General features: G+C 27.9%; 22 protein-coding genes and 1 riboswitch. Of the genes, 4 read left to right on the top strand and 18 right to left on the bottom strand.

Annotated elements, in window-relative coordinates:
- Window positions 1-67 precede the first annotated feature (67 nt).
- The 6 genes from LEQ07_RS16430 to LEQ07_RS16450 form a co-directional block, all read right to left on the bottom strand.
- On the bottom strand, window positions 68-565 hold the full coding sequence (locus LEQ07_RS16430) for an FmdE family protein (protein WP_263331520.1): 498 nt from the start codon (window positions 563-565) through the stop codon (window positions 68-70).
- Window positions 566-726: 161 nt separating this feature from the next.
- A complete protein-coding gene (locus tag LEQ07_RS16435; protein WP_263331521.1) occupies window positions 727-2,055 on the bottom strand; it encodes an APC family permease in 1,329 nt (442 codons plus the stop codon).
- Between the two features lie 43 nt (window positions 2,056-2,098).
- Window positions 2,099-2,836, bottom strand: a complete 738-nt coding sequence (locus tag LEQ07_RS16440; protein ID WP_046822514.1) for a gamma-glutamyl-gamma-aminobutyrate hydrolase family protein — start codon at window positions 2,834-2,836, stop codon at window positions 2,099-2,101.
- 264 nt (window positions 2,837-3,100) lie between these two features.
- Window positions 3,101-4,087 (bottom strand): sigma 54-interacting transcriptional regulator, encoded by a 987-nt coding sequence (locus LEQ07_RS23210; protein ID WP_442952436.1) that lies wholly within the window; start codon window positions 4,085-4,087, stop codon window positions 3,101-3,103.
- Between the two features lie 215 nt (window positions 4,088-4,302).
- Window positions 4,303-5,109 carry a hypothetical protein gene (locus LEQ07_RS23215; protein ID WP_332843285.1) on the bottom strand — a complete coding sequence of 269 codons (807 nt, stop codon included), beginning with the start codon at window positions 5,107-5,109 and terminating at the stop codon, window positions 4,303-4,305.
- A 118-nt stretch (window positions 5,110-5,227) separates the two neighbouring features.
- Complete coding sequence (locus tag LEQ07_RS16450) at window positions 5,228-6,679, bottom strand: protein adenylyltransferase SelO (RefSeq protein WP_263331531.1); 1,452 nt, start codon at window positions 6,677-6,679, stop codon at window positions 5,228-5,230.
- A 229-nt stretch (window positions 6,680-6,908) separates the two neighbouring features.
- Window positions 6,909-7,013, top strand: a riboswitch (TPP riboswitch).
- Between the two features lie 118 nt (window positions 7,014-7,131).
- Here LEQ07_RS16450 and thiC point away from each other — a divergent pair.
- Both thiC and purF read left to right on the top strand, forming a co-directional pair.
- Window positions 7,132-8,445, top strand: a complete 1,314-nt coding sequence (thiC, locus tag LEQ07_RS16455) for a phosphomethylpyrimidine synthase ThiC (RefSeq protein WP_046824066.1) — start codon at window positions 7,132-7,134, stop codon at window positions 8,443-8,445.
- Between the two features lie 16 nt (window positions 8,446-8,461).
- Window positions 8,462-9,790: an amidophosphoribosyltransferase gene (purF, locus tag LEQ07_RS16460; RefSeq protein WP_263331522.1), complete on the top strand. Its 1,329-nt coding sequence runs from the start codon at window positions 8,462-8,464 to the stop codon at window positions 9,788-9,790.
- A 47-nt stretch (window positions 9,791-9,837) separates the two neighbouring features.
- Here the strand turns inward: purF and LEQ07_RS16465 are convergent, their stop codons facing one another.
- The 11 genes from LEQ07_RS16465 to LEQ07_RS16505 all read right to left on the bottom strand — a co-directional run bounded on the left by LEQ07_RS16465 (window position 9,838) and on the right by LEQ07_RS16505 (window position 17,302).
- The gene (locus LEQ07_RS16465) at window positions 9,838-10,332 is read right to left on the bottom strand and encodes a conjugal transfer protein TraX (RefSeq protein WP_263331523.1); all 495 of its coding nucleotides are present in this window, start codon (window positions 10,330-10,332) and stop codon (window positions 9,838-9,840) included.
- A complete protein-coding gene (locus LEQ07_RS16470) occupies window positions 10,323-10,544 on the bottom strand; it encodes a conjugal transfer protein TraX (protein ID WP_263331524.1) in 222 nt (73 codons plus the stop codon). Before LEQ07_RS16470 ends, LEQ07_RS16465 begins: the two co-directional genes overlap by 10 nt.
- A gap of 142 nt (window positions 10,545-10,686) precedes the next feature.
- A complete protein-coding gene (locus LEQ07_RS16475) occupies window positions 10,687-11,205 on the bottom strand; it encodes a hypothetical protein (protein ID WP_046824063.1) in 519 nt (172 codons plus the stop codon).
- 179 nt (window positions 11,206-11,384) lie between these two features.
- A complete protein-coding gene (locus LEQ07_RS16480; RefSeq protein ID WP_332843286.1) occupies window positions 11,385-12,620 on the bottom strand; it encodes a vWA domain-containing protein in 1,236 nt (411 codons plus the stop codon).
- Between the two features lie 20 nt (window positions 12,621-12,640).
- Entirely contained in the window at window positions 12,641-12,793 is a 153-nt protein-coding gene (locus tag LEQ07_RS22015) for a hypothetical protein (protein WP_332843287.1), read from the bottom strand.
- Between the two features lie 3 nt (window positions 12,794-12,796).
- Window positions 12,797-13,924: an ATP-binding protein gene (locus LEQ07_RS16485; RefSeq protein WP_046824061.1), complete on the bottom strand. Its 1,128-nt coding sequence runs from the start codon at window positions 13,922-13,924 to the stop codon at window positions 12,797-12,799.
- Window positions 13,925-13,936: 12 nt separating this feature from the next.
- The gene (locus tag LEQ07_RS22020; RefSeq protein ID WP_332843288.1) at window positions 13,937-14,197 is read right to left on the bottom strand and encodes a hypothetical protein; all 261 of its coding nucleotides are present in this window, start codon (window positions 14,195-14,197) and stop codon (window positions 13,937-13,939) included.
- Window positions 14,198-14,358: 161 nt separating this feature from the next.
- The gene (locus LEQ07_RS22025) at window positions 14,359-14,739 is read right to left on the bottom strand and encodes a hypothetical protein (RefSeq protein WP_332843289.1); all 381 of its coding nucleotides are present in this window, start codon (window positions 14,737-14,739) and stop codon (window positions 14,359-14,361) included.
- Between the two features lie 182 nt (window positions 14,740-14,921).
- A complete protein-coding gene (pdxS, locus tag LEQ07_RS16495) occupies window positions 14,922-15,794 on the bottom strand; it encodes a pyridoxal 5'-phosphate synthase lyase subunit PdxS (protein WP_263331525.1) in 873 nt (290 codons plus the stop codon).
- A 214-nt stretch (window positions 15,795-16,008) separates the two neighbouring features.
- Entirely contained in the window at window positions 16,009-16,806 is a 798-nt protein-coding gene (gene proC, locus LEQ07_RS16500; RefSeq protein WP_263331526.1) for a pyrroline-5-carboxylate reductase, read from the bottom strand.
- Window positions 16,807-16,873: 67 nt separating this feature from the next.
- Window positions 16,874-17,302 (bottom strand): N-acetyltransferase, encoded by a 429-nt coding sequence (locus tag LEQ07_RS16505; RefSeq protein WP_263331527.1) that lies wholly within the window; start codon window positions 17,300-17,302, stop codon window positions 16,874-16,876.
- Between the two features lie 149 nt (window positions 17,303-17,451).
- On the opposite strand from LEQ07_RS16505, the gene LEQ07_RS16510 reads away from it, so the two are divergent.
- A complete protein-coding gene (locus LEQ07_RS16510) occupies window positions 17,452-18,426 on the top strand; it encodes an aromatic acid exporter family protein (protein WP_046824056.1) in 975 nt (324 codons plus the stop codon).
- A gap of 78 nt (window positions 18,427-18,504) precedes the next feature.
- On the opposite strand, the gene pepI is transcribed toward LEQ07_RS16510, so the two are convergent.
- A complete protein-coding gene (pepI, locus tag LEQ07_RS16515; protein ID WP_046824055.1) occupies window positions 18,505-19,386 on the bottom strand; it encodes a proline iminopeptidase in 882 nt (293 codons plus the stop codon).
- Window positions 19,387-19,836: 450 nt separating this feature from the next.
- Here pepI and LEQ07_RS16520 point away from each other — a divergent pair, with 450 nt between their 5' ends.
- Window positions 19,837-20,217 carry a hypothetical protein gene (locus tag LEQ07_RS16520; RefSeq protein WP_263331528.1) on the top strand — a complete coding sequence of 127 codons (381 nt, stop codon included), beginning with the start codon at window positions 19,837-19,839 and terminating at the stop codon, window positions 20,215-20,217.
- Window positions 20,218-20,289: the final 72 nt, after the last annotated feature.

The following is a 20,289-nucleotide window of genomic DNA, read 5'->3' on the forward strand; positions in this document are numbered from 1 at the left end:
AAAAAAGATAGATTTGAAATTTCAAATCTATCTTTTTATTTATATATTTAAAAAACTTTACTAATCACTATAGCAGTCTGCACAAACTTTTTTTTCCACCTTGAAGGCGTATGAATTGTTCTGATGTTTTTTCTCCGCATATTTCACAAATTTCTGATATAAAAATCCTTGCCTTTTCTGGAACTTCTATATTAGTCTCCATAAATTCAAATAAATCCATAGGATTTGAAGTTAGTAAATATTTTTTATACTCATCTCTGTCTAAACTATTCGGTTTTAGCTTTAAAACTAGCCTTACAGATTTTTTATTTTTTCTATTATAAAAATGATATACACTTTTGCCCCTAAGTCTGATTAACAAGTTCCCCTTACCTATAGTACATCCTAACATTACCTGAATAGCATCTAGTCCACAAGCATCATTTTCAGCTATGCACACTATTTCTTCATCATTCGAAAAATCAATATCTAAATATTTTTGCACAGCTTTTGATACTGCGTACCCAATTGCAAGACCTGGACACTCATGTCCATGAAATTCAACTACTTCTTCCCAAGTTTTCATAAAGTTACCTCCCCTAAAACTAAATAAAATGTAATATAATTAATTTAATTATATTACATTTTATTTAGTTACTCAATTTATCTAAATAACGTTTTTTCAATTTATTTACAATAAATTTAACCCTATGTCGTATTTTTTGACATAGGGTTAATATGCATAATTTAATCTCTTATAATTTCTTTATCGTCATTACATTTTTTTGAATACACTTTGCTCATATAAAAATAAATTGGAACTACTACTATCATGCCTCCAAGACCCCATACTATTTTCATAGGAGAGTCAATTCCAGCTTTTACTAATAATATTAAACTTACTATAACTGCAAATATTGGGACAAATGCTCCTCCAGGTATTTTAAAGTTTATTTCTTTACCAGCATATTTTTTTCTAAATATTAAAACAGCTAGGCAAGTAGGTATATATTGAATAAATCTAGATACAACACTAATTTGTGATAAAGTTGTAAATGAACCTGACCAAGCTATTATTAAAGTACCTATAACAGATACTATTATAGCTATATATGGAGCTTCATTTTTATTAGTTTTGCCCATAGATTTTGGCATTAGCCCTTGGTCAACTAAAGCTTTAGCTGATCTTGGAGTAAATATAGATGATGCAATATTTATCCCACCTACAGAAATTATTGTACCAATTGTTATTATATATCCACCTACAGGACCCATAATCTTAGTAGCTGCATCAGCAACTGGGTTAGCTGCACCTCTTAATCCTTCTCCTAAAACGCCTATACTTATAGCTAATACAAGTACATATACTACAGATACAACAAACATTACCATAACCAAAGCTTTTGGTACATTTTTCTTAGGGTCTTCCATTTCTTTTGCTGCAACAGCTAAAGACTCAAATCCTGTAAATGCATAAAATAATAATATACTTACAGCAACAAATGCTGATGAAGTCGTTTGCCCTTGAGGTATTATTAAAAATGGTTTAAAGTTTGCACCTTTTATAAAAAATATTCCTACAGCTATAAATAATATTAATGGAACTAATTTTCCTACAGTCATTATATTATTTAACTTTTTAGATTGCTTCATTCCCATTAAGTTAATAGCTCCAAGTCCTATTACTAAAACTCCAATTATTATGTTTTTAGTTAATGGATCAGCTGCTTGAGGCCAAACTGAAGATAATGTAACTGCAAAGAAATTTGCCATAGTAGCCCATGCAATCATACTTACTATCCATTTCATAAATCCAACTTCAAATCCGATAAATTCACCAAATGCTTCTTTAGCATAAAGGTAAGGTCCTCCATCTTCGTCAAACCAGCTTCCTGCTTCTGCAAAGCATAGTGCAATAGATACCGCTAAAATCATACAAAATCCTAAAATTAATATACTTGCCGGCCCTATATTCGAATAAGCTTCACCTGGAAGCCCAAATATACCAGAACCTATAATTGCATTTATACCTAGTAATACAATACTCCAAAACCCTAACTTCATACTTTTCTCCACTTTAATTCCTCCCAGTGTATTTATATTATGCTAAAATTTATTTTTACTTTGATGCTTCTTTTACTAATGCCCTAAATATTTTTTGCATTTTTGAGCAATCTTTAGTCATCATTTCTGGATGCCATTGTATTCCTATCACAAAATCTTCGCCTTCTTTTTCTATAGCTTCAACTAAACCATCTTTCGCAGTTGCAGATACTATATATCCTGGAGCTATATTTTTTACTCCTAAGTGGTGAAAACTATTTACTAATACTTCTTTTTCTCCTAATATTTCATATAATCTTGTGCCTTCTTTAATTTGAGCTGTATGAGTAGGTACATTTGATAAATGTTCTTGATTATGTTTTATATAAGAACCTTCAATTAAGGATAAGTCTTGGTATAAATCTCCTCCCTCACATACATTTAATATTTGTTCTCCTCTACATATACCTAATATTGGCTTTTTCATTTCTAATGCAAATTTTAATAATTTCATATCAAAAGTATCTCTCTTTGGCATTATCCCACCTAATTTTATATGTGGTTCTTCATTCCACATTAAAGGATTTACATCTTGCCCCCCAGATAGAATTAGTGCATCTATATTAGATACTTGCTCCTTTATTAATTCATCATCATAGACCATTGGAACTATATATGGTATAGCTTTACACATAGCTACAGATTGAACATAATCATTGTTCACATAAGCTCTTTCGTATCCTGGAAACATACCGCCCTCATCGATTAATAAGCTTCCTGATATACCAACTACTGGATATTTCTTCTTTGTCATTTCATTCACTCCTATAATTTAAATTTAAAAATAAAAAATGCTACTGTCTTTTTATAAAGCAAGTAGCATGCCAAACTATTTTTATTTAAATTTTAAATTCAAATTTAAGAAACCGTTATCAATTTTATTAGTATTTTTAACTATTTAACTATTTAAATTATTTTTATTAATTAAATTTTTTCACTATTACTAATTTTTCAACTTAATAATTTTTTTAACTTAATAGGTTAATTAGGAATTTTTATCTTCCTATTTCATTACCTATTAAATGTTATCTAATATACAAATTCCTTTTTCGCTTAATTCACTTCCTCTTCTGCCTACTTCAGAGTTTATTAAATCTAATTCCTTCAATATACTTAAAATGCCTCTAACTTCACCTTCTGTTATAATTATACCTTCTTCGTTTAATCTATTAACGATTGTATTTCTTCCTACACATTTATTTAATAAATTTTCTTCTCTTATAAAACTCATAACTTTTCTTGATTTATCTATGTTTGTTTTATCTTTTAAAATCTTAATTTCTTGACTATAATCAATTTTCATATTAGTAAGATTATGTGGTAAATCGCAAGTTTTAACTTTATCATCCATACACATTATATCAATGTACATAGCTGTGTTTTTTAGCTCTCTAATATTTCCTGGCCATGAATATTTATTTAAAATTTCTTTAGCTTCATCACTTATATTCCTTTTCTTTTTCATAAAATAGTTTAGCATCATAGATATATCTTCTTTTCGTTCTCTTAAAGATGGAATATTTATAGGTAATACATTTATCCTATAATATAGATCTGCTCTAAATTTTTCTTGTCTTATCATTTCTAATAAATTTTTATTAGTTGCAGCTATAACTCTAACATCAATATCAATTACACTTTCTCCTCCAACTCTCATAACTTGGTTTTCTTGAAGAACTCTAAGTAGTTTGGTTTGCAAATATATTGGCATATCTCCTATTTCATCTAAGAATATAGTTCCGTTATGAGCTTGTTCAAATAAACCTTTTTTCCCACCTTTTAAAGCCCCTGTAAATGCCCCTTCTTCATATCCAAACAATTCACTTTCTAATAAATTTTCTGGCATAGCTGCACAGTTTATAGCTATAAATGGCTGTTTAGATCTTAATGATTCATTATGTATAGACTGAGCCATTAATTCCTTTCCAGTTCCACTTTCTCCTGTAATTAAAACTGTATAATCTGATTTTGATATTTTTTTACCCAAATCCTTTGATTTTTTCATCTTTATTGATTCAGTTTTTATGTCATTAAAATTATATCTAGCAACTTGTCCCTTATCCCTTAGTTTTTTGCTTAAGTTTTGTTCTAACTTTTTTATATAAGTTATTTCTTGAATACAGTAATACGATCCTGTAACTTTGCCAAAACTTTCTATATCATATTTGTTTATATTTAAATATTTGTTTTTGTACTTTATAACTTCATCTTTAACTTTATCTAAATCAAAATAAATTTAATATCTTTGCTTTTTATTTCACTTATTTTCTTACCTACTAGTGAATCCTCAATATCTAATATATTTTTTAAACTTTGATTACAAATTAGTATCTCTTCTTTATTTGATATGACAGCCATTCCATTACTAGATAAATTTATTATTGAACTCAACTCTTCATTTTTTATAGTAAGTTCTTTATATTTAGTGTTTACTCCAGAATATAAACTAATTACCTCATCTGAATATTTCATTAGTCTTTCTGTAACATCTTTATCATCTATATTTAATTTAGCTATTATTTGTAAAAATGTAGAACTATCTATGTGTCTATGCCCAATATCAATCACTTCATCAATATAACTAGGAACTAAGTTAACTTCTCCTGGAGTAACTGCAACCTTTATATCTTTGTATTCTTTATTTGAGTCATAAGGTATGAAATTCAAATGATTTATACCTACATTGTATAAAGTAGATATTGTTTCAAGTACAGTAGATTCATTATCATTTACAACTAATACATCAATTCCTTCTGGTAAAGAAAATAATTTATAAACATCTTTTTGTTTTATACTTCTATTTATTTTTATTATTTTTTTAGTGTCTTTAACATATTCTTTTATCCTTAAAGCTCTATCATCTATCATTGCAAGAACTACATCACCTTTAATTATTTCCTTATTTGATAATTTGTTAAGGTAATAGTTTTTAATTTTCACTTTATCTTTAAAAATCAACTCTATATTTTTATTTAAAAATAATTCTAATTTTGACATACCATCTGTCACTACAGCTATAGTTTTCATTAAGTAAACTCCTTTTAACTTTTACGTAGTATTGTTATCCTTATTATATTATAAAAACAAATAAAAACCATATTGATTATTTATATCAATATGGTTTTTATTTGTTTTTTATATTTTATTACGTCCCACAATAAGTTCTATAAGCACAACTTGAAGGCTTAGGTAATTTTGCATATTCCTCTTGATCTTTAGAATGTTCATATGGGTTTTCAAGTGCACTTAAAAGTTTTTTAAAGAAAGTAAAATCTCCTTTATCAGCAGCTTCTAAAGCTTCTTCTACTCTATGATTTCTTGGTATTAATGCTGGATTTGATTTTTTCATTAACTTAAAAACTTCATCTTGAGAATTTCCTTGTCTTTTTAATCTTTCTTTCCACAAGCTGTACCAAGATTTAAATTCTTCACTATTAAACATTCCTTTTTTATTAGTTTTATTAAATGTTAATGATATAAAAGTGCTAGTAAAATCTTCACTATATTTTTCCATCATACTAAGTAAATCTTCTATCAATGCTTTATCTTGTAATTCTTCATCGAATAATCCTAATTTGAATCTCATATTTTTAATCCAATTTAAATAATAAATTTCTGAGAACTCAGAAATAGCATCTTGAGCAATCTTTATAGCTTCATTTTTATCATCACTTATTAAAGGCAATAATGCTTCAGCTAGTCTACATAAATTCCATTCAGCCATATTGGGTTGATTTCCATATGAATATCTTCCATATCTATCGATAGAACTAAAAACAGTGTCTGGTTTATAATTATCCATAAATGCACAAGGTCCATAGTCAATACTCTCTCCACTTATAGTCATATTGTCGGTATTCATAACCCCATGGATAAATCCAATACTTTGCCACTTAGCAACAAGTTTAGCATGAGCATTTATAACTTCTTTAAGTAAGTTAATGTATTTATCTTTATCATCTTTTATATATGAGTAATGTCTATTGATTGTATAATCAGCTAACTCTTTAACTGACTTAATACCTCCATAATTTAGAGCATATTCAAATGTTCCAAATCTAATATGACTAGAAGCTACGCGTGTTAAAATTGCTCCTTTTTTTATATTTTCACGAATCACAGATTCTCCAGTTTTTATTACTGCTAGACTTCGAGTGGTTGGCACTCCAAGACCATACATAGCTTCACTTATTATATATTCACGAAGCATAGGCCCAAGAACAGCTCTCCCATCTCCTCCTCTAGAGTAAGGTGTTTTACCAGATCCTTTAAGCTGAATATCAAATCTATCTCCATATGGATTTATTTGCTCTCCTATTAACAATGCTCTCCCATCTCCTAGCATTGTAAAATGCCCAAATTGGTGACCTGCATATGCTTGAGCTATAAAAGCACCCTCATCTATCTTTTTGTTTCCTGAAAGTAATTCTATTCCATCCTTACTTTTAAGGTTATCTATATTTAATCCTAAAAATTTAGCTAAAGAATCATTTAAAATAACTAAGCTAGGTGAAGGAACTGGATTTAAATTTATTTTACTATAAAAAAAGTCTGGTAAATTCATGTAACTATTATTTAAATTCCATCCTGTCTCTATATTTTTTTATTATTTTCCATTTTTTCTCCTTATTATAAATAATTAGTTTTATAAATATAAGATACCCTTATTTACAGTTTTAAATTAGATATTTTAAATTTTCTAAATAAACTAAAAATATCTAATTTATGGTTTATAAATTAAAAGCTCCAAAAAAACCTTTACATAGTAAATTTTTAAGACTATAATGATTTTGAAGTTACAAATTTATTATTATTTAAAATTAAATATATTTAACTAGGGGTGCCACTTTCGGCTGAGAGATGGATTGTACCATTAACCCTTTGAACCTGAAGTAGTTAGAACTACCGTAGGAAAGTTATTTTCTTTTAGATTATGATGATGACTATATTTTTTAGTCTATTTTATAATATTTGGTAAAGAAGCTTTATCTTATGGTAAAGCTTCTTTTTTATTTTTTAAATACAATATAAAGTAAAGGGGATTTAAAAATGAATTACACAACTCAAATGGATGCTGCTAAAAAAGGAATTACTACAAAGGAAATGGAAATAGTAGCTAAAAAAGAAAGTATGGATATAGAAATTTTAAAAAACTTAATTGCGAATGGACAAATAGTAATTCCAGCTAATAAAAATCATACATCTTTAAACCCAGAAGGCGTTGGAAAAAACTTAAGAACAAAAATCAATGTAAACTTGGGTATATCTAAGGATTGCTATGATATCGATGAAGAAATGAAAAAAGTTCAATTAGCTTTAGATATGAATTCTGAAGCTATAATGGATTTAAGCTCTTTTGGAAAAACTGAAGAATTCAGAAAAAAACTTATATCTAATTCTAGTGCTATGATTGGAACTGTTCCAATTTATGACGCTGTTGGTTTTTATGATAAAGAGTTAAAGGATATTACAGCTAAAGAATTTTTAGATGTTGTTAAGAAACATGCAAAAGACGGTGTTGACTTTGTAACTATACACGCTGGTATAAACAAAGAAACTGCCTCTGTTTTTAAAAGAAATAAAAGGCTTACAAATATAGTTTCAAGGGGTGGCTCTTTAATGTATGCATGGATGGAATTAAACAATAAAGAAAACCCTTTCTTTGAATATTTTGATGATCTACTAGAAATATGTAAAGAGTATGATTTAACTTTAAGTCTTGGAGATGCATGTAGACCTGGATCTATACAAGATGCATCTGATGCATGTCAAATAAAAGAATTAATGATCTTAGGGGAGTTAACATTAAGAGCTTGGGAGCAAAATGTTCAAGTTATTATAGAAGGTCCAGGACATATGTCTTTAGATGAAATTCAAGCAAATATGATTCTTGAAAAAAAATTGTGTCACGGCGCTCCATTTTATGTATTAGGTCCTATAGTCACAGATATTGCTCCAGGATATGATCATATAACAAGTGCTATTGGCGGAGCTTTAGCTTCGAGTTTTGGTGCCGATTTTTTGTGCTACGTTACTCCAGCAGAACATCTAAGACTACCTAATTTAGATGATGTTAAAGAAGGTATAATAGCAACTAAAATAGCTGCTCATTCTGGTGACATAGCCAAGAAAATACCTGGTGCTATAAATTGGGATAATAATATGAGTAAAGCTAGACAAGAACTCGATTGGGATAAAATGTTTGACCTTTGTATAGATCCTGAAAAAGCTAAAAGATATAGAAAAGAATCTACTCCTGAACATAGCGATAGCTGCACAATGTGCGGAAAAATGTGTTCCATGCGAAATATGAATAAGATAATGCAAGGAAAAGACATTAACATATTAAGAGCTGATAACTAAAATGCAGACTGACTGTATGGATAAATATAAAGAAGAATGCGGAGTTGTTGGTATTTTTTCTACTAATAAAATTAATTTACATTCTTCTTTATACTCATCACTTATCACACTTCAGCATCGAGGACAAGATAGTTGTGGGGTAGCTTTTTCGGATAAAGAGTCAATCAAAGGTTATAAAGGGGTTGGATTGGTTAATGAAGTTTTTTCTCGTCACATACCTCCAAACTTAAATGGATATTTAGGAGTAGGACATGTTCGTTATTCTACTTTTGGTGAAATTAATTTACTTAACGCACAACCAATTTTTAATAATAATTCAAATTGTAATATAGCTTTAGCTCATAATGGAAATATTACTAACATTTTAAAGTTAAAAAATGAATTAAAAGAATTTAATTTCAATACTACCTCTGATTCAGAAGTAATATTAAAACTTATTAAAAAGCATTATAAAAACTCTATTGAAGAATCTTTATACTCAGCAATAAACAAATTAGATGGTGGTTTTTCATGCGTTTTAATCACAAAGAATGAGTTATTTGCATTTCGAGATCGAAATGGTATAAGGCCTCTTTGCATTGGCAAGATTAAAGATGACTACATCGTGTGTTCTGAGAGTTGTGTTATAGATATTTTGGGTGGAGAGTTTATAAGAGATGTTTTACCTGGAGAAATTATTAAAATAGATATTTATGGAGTAAAAACTATTAACACTTCTAGCTTATGTAAATGTATGACGTGTTCTTTTGAGTATATTTATTTTTCTAGAATTGATAGTATTATTGATGGTGTTAATGTTTATAACACGAGGTTTAAATCAGGTATAAACTTATACCATGAACATCCTGTAGATGCAGATGTTGTAATAGGTGTTCCTGAGTCAGGTAATACCTCTGCACTAGGCTTTTCTAAAGCTTCGTCTATACCTCTGACCACTGGGTTCGTTAAAAATAATTTTTTAGGTAGAAGTTTTATAAAACCTTCCCCATGTAAAAGATATGAAACTGTAAATTTGAAATTAAATGTTATTAAAGAAAATGTAAAAAATAAAAAAGTCGTAGTCGTAGATGACTCAATAATAAGAGGTACTACTTGTAAAAAAATAGTATCTCTTCTTAAAAACGCAGGAGCAAAAGAAATTCATTATAGAGTCGCTTCACCTATAGTTACATCTCCTTGTTGTTTAGGTATAAATACATCAAAATCTGAACTTATAAGTTCAACTATGAATTTAAATGAAATTTCAAATTTCATAGGTACTGATAGCTTGGGGTATCTAAGTATATCAGGATTTTTAAATACACTACCTAAAAATAAAACCACATGCCTAAAATGTTTTTTATAATTCTGTAAATAAAAAAGGAAGTAATTTAAATTACTTCCTTTTTAAAATTAATTAGCTATTAATTTTGCTACAGATACAATTACAATTAGATGTATCGGATAGAACCAGTAAAACATCCATTTTATAAACTTATTGCTCAATCCTAACTTACCATTGTACATAAGTATAGGAATTATTGCAAATACCATCATCCACTGATAATCCCATAGTGTTGCTGCTTCTATAAAATCTGGTCCTATTGCACTCATCAAAACAAATAATCCCATTGCAATGTATAATATAGACATAATAAGTTTTTTATCTCTAAAGAAATAAAATATTAATACCATGGCTACTCCAAATATAGATGACTCAGTAAATAATCCACCTATAACCATGAATACAATAGCTAGTAAAGCTCCTATTATTCTCTTAGTTAACTCATTTGCTTTATTTTTAGCTGTATCTATTCCTACAAGCATTACTAAAGCGCATCCTATTGATAAGAAAATATTGTTATGAATTCCAATTAAAAAATCTACCCCTATCATAACTACTCCCATTGAAAAACTCTAGTTATATATTTAGTCCTGCTTCTCGTATAGAAAAATCCTTCTACTATTAGATAAAAGAATATTGGTGATGCTAATTTACCTAAATATCCAAACCATATAGGAATATCAACACCAGCAGGGCTAAAATAAGTATAAATATGATCCATCGCCATAAATATAATTGCCATAATTTTAAGTGTAAAACTACTAAACTTTTGCATATATTCTCTCCTTTGACTTTATTTCATATATAAGATTATCATAAATAACTTTTTATTAATATTTATCTACCTTTCATAAAAATTACATTTTTGAAAGAAAAAAGACATGTTAAAAAACATGTCTTTTTTCTTTCAAAAACTTTTATAAAATAGCAAAATAATCAACTATATATGCATACATCTGATCTCCTAATGTTATATAATAATAGGCTGGAGTAAGGTAATCAGATTCAAATAATCGCTTTGCTTCAGGATTATTTTTATATAACTGCTTTATTAAGTTTTGTTGTTGTCTTAAGCTTATTATATAACTATCTGCAATAAATTGAATTTCTTCTGAAAAAAACAAATCTGAAAAAGAATCTTTGTAAATATTTCTATGATTGTCCAAATCTAGCCTAACAGAATTGAGTTGTATTAAATAAGTATCTATATATTGATTTATCCGATTTAAATCTTCTGTGTTTAAATCTGCTGAAATATTTATTGTACTCATATTATCTCTAATTCTTTTTAATTCCTTTAGCTCTTTCATTAGTTGTTCTTTGCCTTGTAGTTTCTCTATCTTAGGATAATATCTATCTTGTGCATATACAAGTTTAGAAGAAAAAGGTACAATAAGAATGCTAACTAAAATAATAATCATTAACTTTTTACTCATATCTATTCATCTGCTCCTTTTTATAATTACAATTTACTTTAGTATTCCCCAACATTTATTTATATAATTCTTAAGCTAAATAATCATTTTATTGAATTCTTTTATCTTTATAAAATATAATTAAGACTTTTTAAATGTATAATAAAAAGCACATTGATTAAAAATCAATGTGTCTTTTATTATAATATTGGTGCTTGATTATTCATTGAATATCCATCATCCCGAACATCACTCATATCTATAGTTGTTTCTTTAACTTTAACCTTGCTAAGTTTTTTAACCGCTCCATAAGGCTTTTTTAATGATAATTTATCTCCTTGTCCAGATATTACCCATAAAATTTTATAGCCTTTAGGAATTACTTGCAGCCTATCTTCGCCTTTCCCATCTGTAAAGTACACCAATAAGTTGATTTTTTTATTATTTGAATAGTTAAATACTGGTGAAAATCTAGTTCCTCCCCTTATTTTAAGCCTATCCTTTATATCTTTATAAGATTTAACTTTATAAGTTCTTTTAATTTCATTATCACACTCAATTATAGTAATTTCCTGATTATAGTTTTTAACTATATTTAGTACTTCCTTAATGGCTTGTTTAAATTCTTCATCGCTAATACTTCCACTTATATCAAGCGCTACTGCAATTTCTGCTTTATGACCTCTAAGTTCTCCTCTTAAATCTAATCTATTTGGCTGTCTTCTATTTCGCCTTGTTATGGTCTTCTTTTTATTACTTTCAACTGTTCCCATCAATTTTTTTAAATATAAATTCCAAGGTAATTCACCGTTACTATTTTTAAGAGCTGATATCATATCTTCTAAATAGTCTGGGAGTTTTCCTTTTTGAGCATTATTAGCAAATTTTTCAGTAAATTCTTTAAAAGTTTTTTCATCTATATCTTCTGAATCCTCCCATATATCATGAGTATGTTCAGGGCTATATTCAGTTTCTACATCTTCTCCTATACTACTATCATCTTCTTCACCTTCATCATCTTTTTCCATCAAGTTAAGTTCAGTTTGAATATTTTCTACGTAATATTCAAATGTTTCATATGGCTCAAGATTCATAGAATATTTTACATTTACTGATTCTAAAGTTGTAGCATATGGAGGTAGGTTATTTAAAAACTTATTTATAACTATATCCATTGCCATATTTATAGCTAGAGTACTGTAATTTCCTTTTAATTTTTTCGCTCTTAGTAAATGCATTGATACTACATGAAGAATTTCATGCTTTATTGTACTTTCCATTTGTCTCATGTTAAGGTTTAAAAATATTAAAGGATTAAAATATATAACATACTTTGCACCTTTAAAGTTCACAGCAGTAGGACTACTTATATCAAACCTTATTTCTCTTCCCATTTGAAATAAAAAATATCCATAAAAGTTATCTTTATCTTCCATGATACTTAAGCTAACTTTATCTATAAGTTCAAAAATTCATTTTTAAAGTCTTTCGGTAAATCTATCTCAAATTTTTCGCCTTTACGATTAGCTTTTAACATAGAAAATTGATTAATTATTTCATTTGCTCTATAATAAAGATTTTCTGTTTGTTTAATAAAATAATTTTCCATACTCTATCCCCTTATTAAGCTATAAGATTCAAAATATAGTTCTATAAATTTTTCATTTTCTATGGCTATTTTGTATAATCCAGGATAGCTACTTTTAATATCTTTCATGATTCCAACCATTAAATCTATAGGATATAATTTTAAAAACTCAATTAATCTATCTATATAAACTTTTGAATCATTATTATCTTTTATATTTAAATCTAGCTTTTTTAAAATATTCATAGCTGATAGATACAACCTTGTATGACTTTCATTTTTTACTTTTTCTATAATTTCTGAATCTAATGTTTCTACTAAAAAAATATCTTCATATGATACCAAAGGACTACAATCTGATTCAATGAAGCTTATAAACTCTTCAGCTATAACTTTTCCTACATTTCCTTTTATTACATTTAAAAATACAGACCTAGGTATTGAATCTTTTTGTTCTTTAAAAATCGTATAACTTTTAGAAACTCTCTCATAACTTCTAGGAGTTGCTCTAACATCTTCATCATTTATCTTGTGCAGATATTCAGGGAAAGTAGATATAAATTCTATTACTTTATCTTCGATACCCTCTCTTATTGCCCAGTTTATCCACTGTGTATGGTCTGCTTCCATATTTAACCATACAAATCTATTTTCTTGAGCTGCATCCATGTCCACAACCTGATAATCAAAGTCTGAACCATATTTACTTGATGGATTCATTGCAGCTAATATTTTAACTTCGTCATTTAACTTATATCCATTTATTTCTCTGTTTAATATAAGATTCATAAGTTCTTGTTGTACTGTATGTTCACATCTATTTATCTCATCTATAAATAATAAAACATTTCGTCCTTTAGCTATTTCTTCATCAATTTCTCTTAATTTATTATGAACTGCATATATGGTAGTTTTTTTTTCTATATTTTCTCCATTTGAATTAAGCACTACATAAGATTCTACTGTTGGAAGACCTCCTATTTCACCTTCTTTAAGCAAGTTTCCATCTATAACAATTAAACTCCAATCATTTTCTTTAGCAATTTTTTTTGCTAATGCAGTTTTTCCTATTCCACTTTCTCCAACTACTAAAGGAACTTCCCCTGTAGCTAATACTAAATTAACACTCTTTAATGTATCTATAAAATTCATACTGCCTCTCTCCTAAATCATCTTTAATTTTTCATCTACAGCTATTTTTTTTGCTGTTTTACTTCCATATTTATAAATGAACATAATCTTATCCATTTTGAAATTTTCACTATTTCTATCTATAATATTACAATTTAAAAAGTCTCTTACATATTTATCTTCAACAGCTTCATTTGATAATACTTGTTTTAGAATTTCTTCTAACTCATATTCCAATATTTCTCTTGAAATATATTTTATCACTAAAATATTTATTTTTAAAAAATCTAACATTTTATCCTTGTCTAAATCTGTTATGAATGTAATAGACGCTTCATTTTGTTTAATTGCTATAGATTGTGCTTCATACGTAGGTGAATTTATATACTTTAATGCCCCGTAATTTGCTTTTACTGCTTCTATCTGAGCCCTTTCACAAGGATTTTTTATATATTTTATTGAATCATAATTTTTTTAACTGCTAGTAACTGTAATTCTTCACTTGGATTTTTTATATATTGAATTGCCCACCCTGATTGATTTAAAGCTAATTTAAAAACTTTTTCGGTTGGATTTTTTATATAATCTAATAAGCTCCATCCAGAATTTATAGCTTTAATCATCATATCCTCACTTGGATTTTCTATATATTTAATTGCTCTAATATTATTATTTATAGCGGCTTCTTGAATTTCTATATTTGGATTTTTTATATGAGCTAACACCAAACCATTTTTTTTAACTGCAAGCAACTTCATTTCCTCTGTTGGATTATTTATAGTTGATATAATATTAGGGTTATTATCTATCATTTTTAAGATTTTCGCTTCTTCCATATTATGCCTTTCCTTTATATGATTAATTTTATATATATTTATTTCTCATTATATTAATATACTTTTTTCGCAAATTTAAACAGAATATTTGTACAAATTTAAAATAAAATTTACCTAAAGCTATATTAGCCTTAGGGAAAATGTTTGTAAATAAAAATTTATTTTTTTTATATGATTTTTTATTATCTTACAGCTAATTGCTCTTCTTCCTTTAAACTTGCTACAGCTATTCCATGCATAGCTTCTCCTAAGTTTTCAGATATTTCAGCAAGCACTTTAGGATTATTGTAGTTATTAACAGCTTTTACTATCGCTTCTGCTCTTTTTTGGGGATTGCTTGACTTAAATATTCCAGATCCTACAAATACACCATCACAGCCTAATTGCATCATTAATGCTGCATCAGCTGGAGTTGCTATTCCTCCTGCTGCAAAATTAACTACAGGCAACTTTCCATGTTCATTTACATACTTAACTAGATTGTGCGGAGCCCCCATTTCTTTTGAAGCATTCATAAGCTCTTCTTCATCCATTGAAACTATTCTCTTTATATCAGAATTCATAGTCCTCATATGTTTTACAGCTTCAACTACATCCCCAGTACCAGCTTCACCCTTAGTTCTTATCATCAAAGCACCTTCTCCAATTCTTCTTAAAGCTTCTCCTAAATTTCTTGCTCCACAAACAAAAGGAACTTCAAAGCTATTTTTATTAATATGATACATATTGTCTGCAGGTGTTAAAACTTCACTTTCATCGATAAAATCAATTTTTAATGCTTGAAGTATCTGTGCTTCTACAAAATGTCCTATTCTTGCTTTAGCCATAATAGGTATACTTACAGCATCTTGTATTTCTTTTATCATATTTGGATCTGACATTCTAGCTACGCCACCTTGCTTTCTAATATCAGAGGGTACCCTTTCAAGCGCCATTACTGCACATGCCCCTGCATTCTGTGCAATAATCGCCTCTTCCTTATTCGTTACATCCATTATTACTCCACCTTTTAAAGTTTGAGCTAAATCCCCATTTGAATTGTACCCATTTTTCATTTTAATTTTCCCCCTTAACTTGTATAAAATCAATTTAAGTGTAGTACAATTACCATTCCATTCAATATGTTTGTATTTTTATTATTTTTTTTTATCAATTGTATGATTACAATTCAGTTATATTCCTATATCTTTTTAAAAATATAAAAAGGAAGCACTCTCATAACTAGTACTTTCCTTTTATATATTTTAATTTACTTATATATTTAGTTTTTTATTTTTTATTTCCTTCGATTGCATCTATTGCATCAACTATAGCTCCTCTAAATCCTTTTTTCTCTAGTGTAGTTACTCCTAATATAGTCGTTCCACCAGGAGAACACACTGCATCTTTCATCGCTCCAGGATGTTCTCCTGTTTCTATTTGAAGTTTACCAGTTCCTAAAATCATCTGGCTAGCTAATTTATAAGATGCTTCACGTGTTAATCCGTGTTTAACTGCAGCATCTGATAATGCTTCTATAAACATACTTGCAAATGCAGGTCCACATCCACTAATCGTTCCTGCTATAGACAGTTGATTACTATCAACAAATTCTAACAATGCTATTTTTGAAAATATATCATTTATTAGTTTATATTCTTTATCAGATAAAGAATGAAGCTTTTCTGCAACTATAATACCTTCTCCTATTGATACAGGCGTATTTGGTATTGTGCTTAAATGTGATGTTCCTGGAAGTAATAACTCTTCATATTTATCAAATGTATATCCTGCTGCTACAGAAACAACGATTTTATCCTTTAAAATTTCCTTGATAGGTTCAATTACCGCTGGTATAACATTAGGTTTAACCGCAATAATAACTATGTCACTTTCATTTACTAGCTCTTGAGATGTTTGGCATGCATTTATACCATTTGCTTTAGTACTTTTACATAGATTATCCCAATTTCTTGCACAAGCGTAAATCTGATTAGGCTTAACAACATTTTTTATAATAAGACCTTCTGCTAAAGCCTTTGCCATGTTTCCAAAGCCAATAAAACCTATTTTAACATTTGCTATCATATCGTTCCTCCAAATTGTATAATATGTGTTTTATATTTATATCTGTATTTTAATATAATGCCACAATCTATATTTTATTTTTCATTATGTATTCTGTGTATCCAGAGTCTTCATTTAATCCTTCTTCAATTATCTCAAAGCCTTTTCTATTATAAAACTCTACTGATTTTTGGTTTTCTTTGTATACTGCTAGAGTAAGCTTTTTGTATTTTTCAACCGAATAATCTATTAATTTAGTTCCTATACCCATACCTTGAAATTTTACATCAACAAATAACGCTCCTATAAATTCATTATTTATAATACTTATAAATCCTCTTGTTTCTCCCTCTTCTTCATATACAAATGTATCTGCTATGGGTATATATACATCTTTTACAACCTTATAATTATTTTCCCAGTATTCTCTAGATATAAAGTTATGAGCCTTCACAGTACTTTCTAGCCATATATCCATTATTTTATCTATATCTATATTTGTTAATTTTCTAATCATATAATATACTCCTCCTTTCCATATTACTTATAGTTAAACTTTATCATTAATTATCAAACAAATAAATACATATTAGCTTGTTTTGTATTAAAGTAGATAATTTTTATGATAAAATGTAAATTGTAGATTTATCCAAAGGAGGTTTATACTTGAATAAAATTAATACGCTTAAAATAATAAAATTATCCTTAGGAAGTTCCTTAGCCATATTTATTGCTTGGTTATTAAATTTAGAATATTCAATGGTAGCTGGGGTTATAGTTTTGCTAACAGTAAAAAATACTAAAAAAGAAACACTTAAAGGTACTATTGGAAAAATATATGGATTTTTCCTATGCACAATTTTTTCATACTTATGTTTTAATACTTTAGGATACCATTTAGTTTCATTTTCAATATTTATATTCATAATTATATTTATCTGTTTTTTATTAAAAATTCAAGATGTTATCGCTATGTGTGTAGTTATTGCCTCTCATTACTTCATGAAAGGTGATATTTCTACTAGCTTAATTTTAAATGAAGCTGGAATATTTGTTATAGGTGCTGGAATAGGAGTTATTATAAATATGTATATTCCTACAAACATAAACAAAATCTATGAAGGTCAAAGAAAACTACAAAATGAAGTAAGTACCGTACTTATAGATATAGCAGACATTATCGTAAATCCCAACAAAGAAAATAAATATACTTTTGATTTAAATACTCTAAATACGCTTATTAGTAGCAGTATTTCTGAGGCTTATGACAATATTAATAATAGTTTATTGAGTGATACTAAGTTTTTTCTAGATCACATGGATATTATTAAAAGTCAGAGGGATATATTAGAAAACTTGTATACTCATGTATCACAATTAAGTTGTGCTCCTCCGCAAGCGCATATTTTATCTGCTTTTATACATAAAATTGGTCATGCTTCATTTGAATCGGAAACTGTAAATCAGCTTCTTGATGAATTAAACAGGTTAATGATTAGTATGAAAAATGAGCCACTACCTATAAGTAGAAGTGAGTTTGAAAATAGAGCTATTTTATTTTTATGCTTAACTGAATTAAAACAATTTCTGATTAATCGTAAACAAGCACAAATACTTAGAGATAGTAATTATTATAAATAATTACTATCTGTTGTCTTATAGATAATAAAAAATAGATTAAGCATATCCTGCTTAATCTATTTTTTATTATCTATAATTTTAGTCATTTTTGTCTAACCATTTAGTTAAAACTTCTATGTATTTATCGTTTTCCTCAACAAAAGGCATATGTCTTGAGTACTGGAACAATTCCCATTCACTATTAGGTATTTTATCATACATAGTCTTTGCAATATATGGTGAGCATAAATCTCTAGACCCACTAGTTATTAAACATGGTTCTTTTATTTCATCTAATCTATCTGTAAACTCATATCCAGAAAGAGTTCCTGTAGGAGAAAATTCATTTTTACCCCATCCTACAACATATGCTTCTGAACCTGATTTCTTAGGTCTTCTTAAACACTCAGGATCATTTTCAGTTACCTTACCTGCACAATGCATTTCCATAAACTTATCAAGTGCATTGTTATATTCCTCACTAGAATAATCTCCAGAATTTACTGCCTCAAGTAATGCTTCTTGATCAGCTTTATTCATATATGAAATTCTTCTTTTTTGTTCTTCTTCCCACAGTTTTGCAGAAGAAAGCGTAGATGAAAGAATATATGATTTAATTCCCTTTGGTTTATACTCTATAGCATACCAAATAGCTTGCATTCCACCCCAAGATTGCCCTAATAAATGAATTTCTTCAAGTCCTAGATGCTTTCTAAGCTCCATAAGCTCTTTTATCCAAACATCAGCATTAAATAGTTCAGGATGGCCTTCTACAAATGAGTTCCCACATCCAATTTGGTCATACATTATTACCTGTCTGCCAGTTTCAGCTATTTTGTCTAATACCTCAAAATAATTATGTGTAGAACCTGGCCCTCCATGAAGTAGCACTAATGGTTTCTTTCCTTCTGTTGATTCTCCTACTATACGATAGTAAGTTTTAGAACCTTCAAAAGGCATGTATCCTTCAGTTATTTTCATGTTAATCCCCTCCAATTTGTCATTAAGAACAATACTAAGTTCTTTTAGTAACATATTTTTACTTTCCTTTTAAATAGTATAACATATAAATTTCATAATATTTTGTATAAAATATAAAACCTACGCGTCTATGTCCCAATCATAAAACAGTTACAAACAAAATTCATTAAATAAATGCTGTCTCATATGCTTTTTCATCATAAATTAAGAGTTTTGCCCTCATTTATGAATTTTATTTTCGGCTTTTTTTATAATATATCAAGTAAATTTTTTGTTAAATTTTTACATAATTTTAACTTAATACTTTTTATGAATTAAATATTTTTTAATTTTTCATATAAAATGATATAATTTTTATGTAATACTAAAAAGTTTAGCTTAGGAGATTTACATTATGAAAATGAAATTAAAAATAACCATAATTCTATTGAATATGGTTGGAATGAATCTTTGATTTTAGACAAGATTCAAGAGCTTTTAGATATTCAAAGTATAGATGAGTTAGAACTCGATGAAAATACAATTGAAAATTTAAAAAATAAATTAATCCAAAATGTTTCTTTTGAAGAAATAAATCAATCTGGTTATATAATTGCTAAAAATGTGAGAGAACTAAGTGCACTTCCACAAGAAGGAGTAAAGGATTACATTTTACGATTAAAAAACTATTTAAATAATTCTACTCTAAATTGCATTAAAGCTGATTTTCAAGGAATTGAATTTGAAATTTATAAAAACTCTTCTATGGATGATGTTTTTAAAGAATATTATTCAAAATATGATGAATCTTATGGTATATCTCAAATGCTTTCAGATTTAGGATTAAAATAAATAATTCTTATTAAAAAATGTAACTTAGAAAAAATAAATCCTATAGGTAACTTTTATAGTCTACTCTATAGG

Origin of the sequence: Paraclostridium sp. AKS73, from assembly GCF_025671395.1 — a bacterium.
GTDB lineage: Bacteria > Bacillota > Clostridia > Peptostreptococcales > Peptostreptococcaceae > Paraclostridium > Paraclostridium benzoelyticum.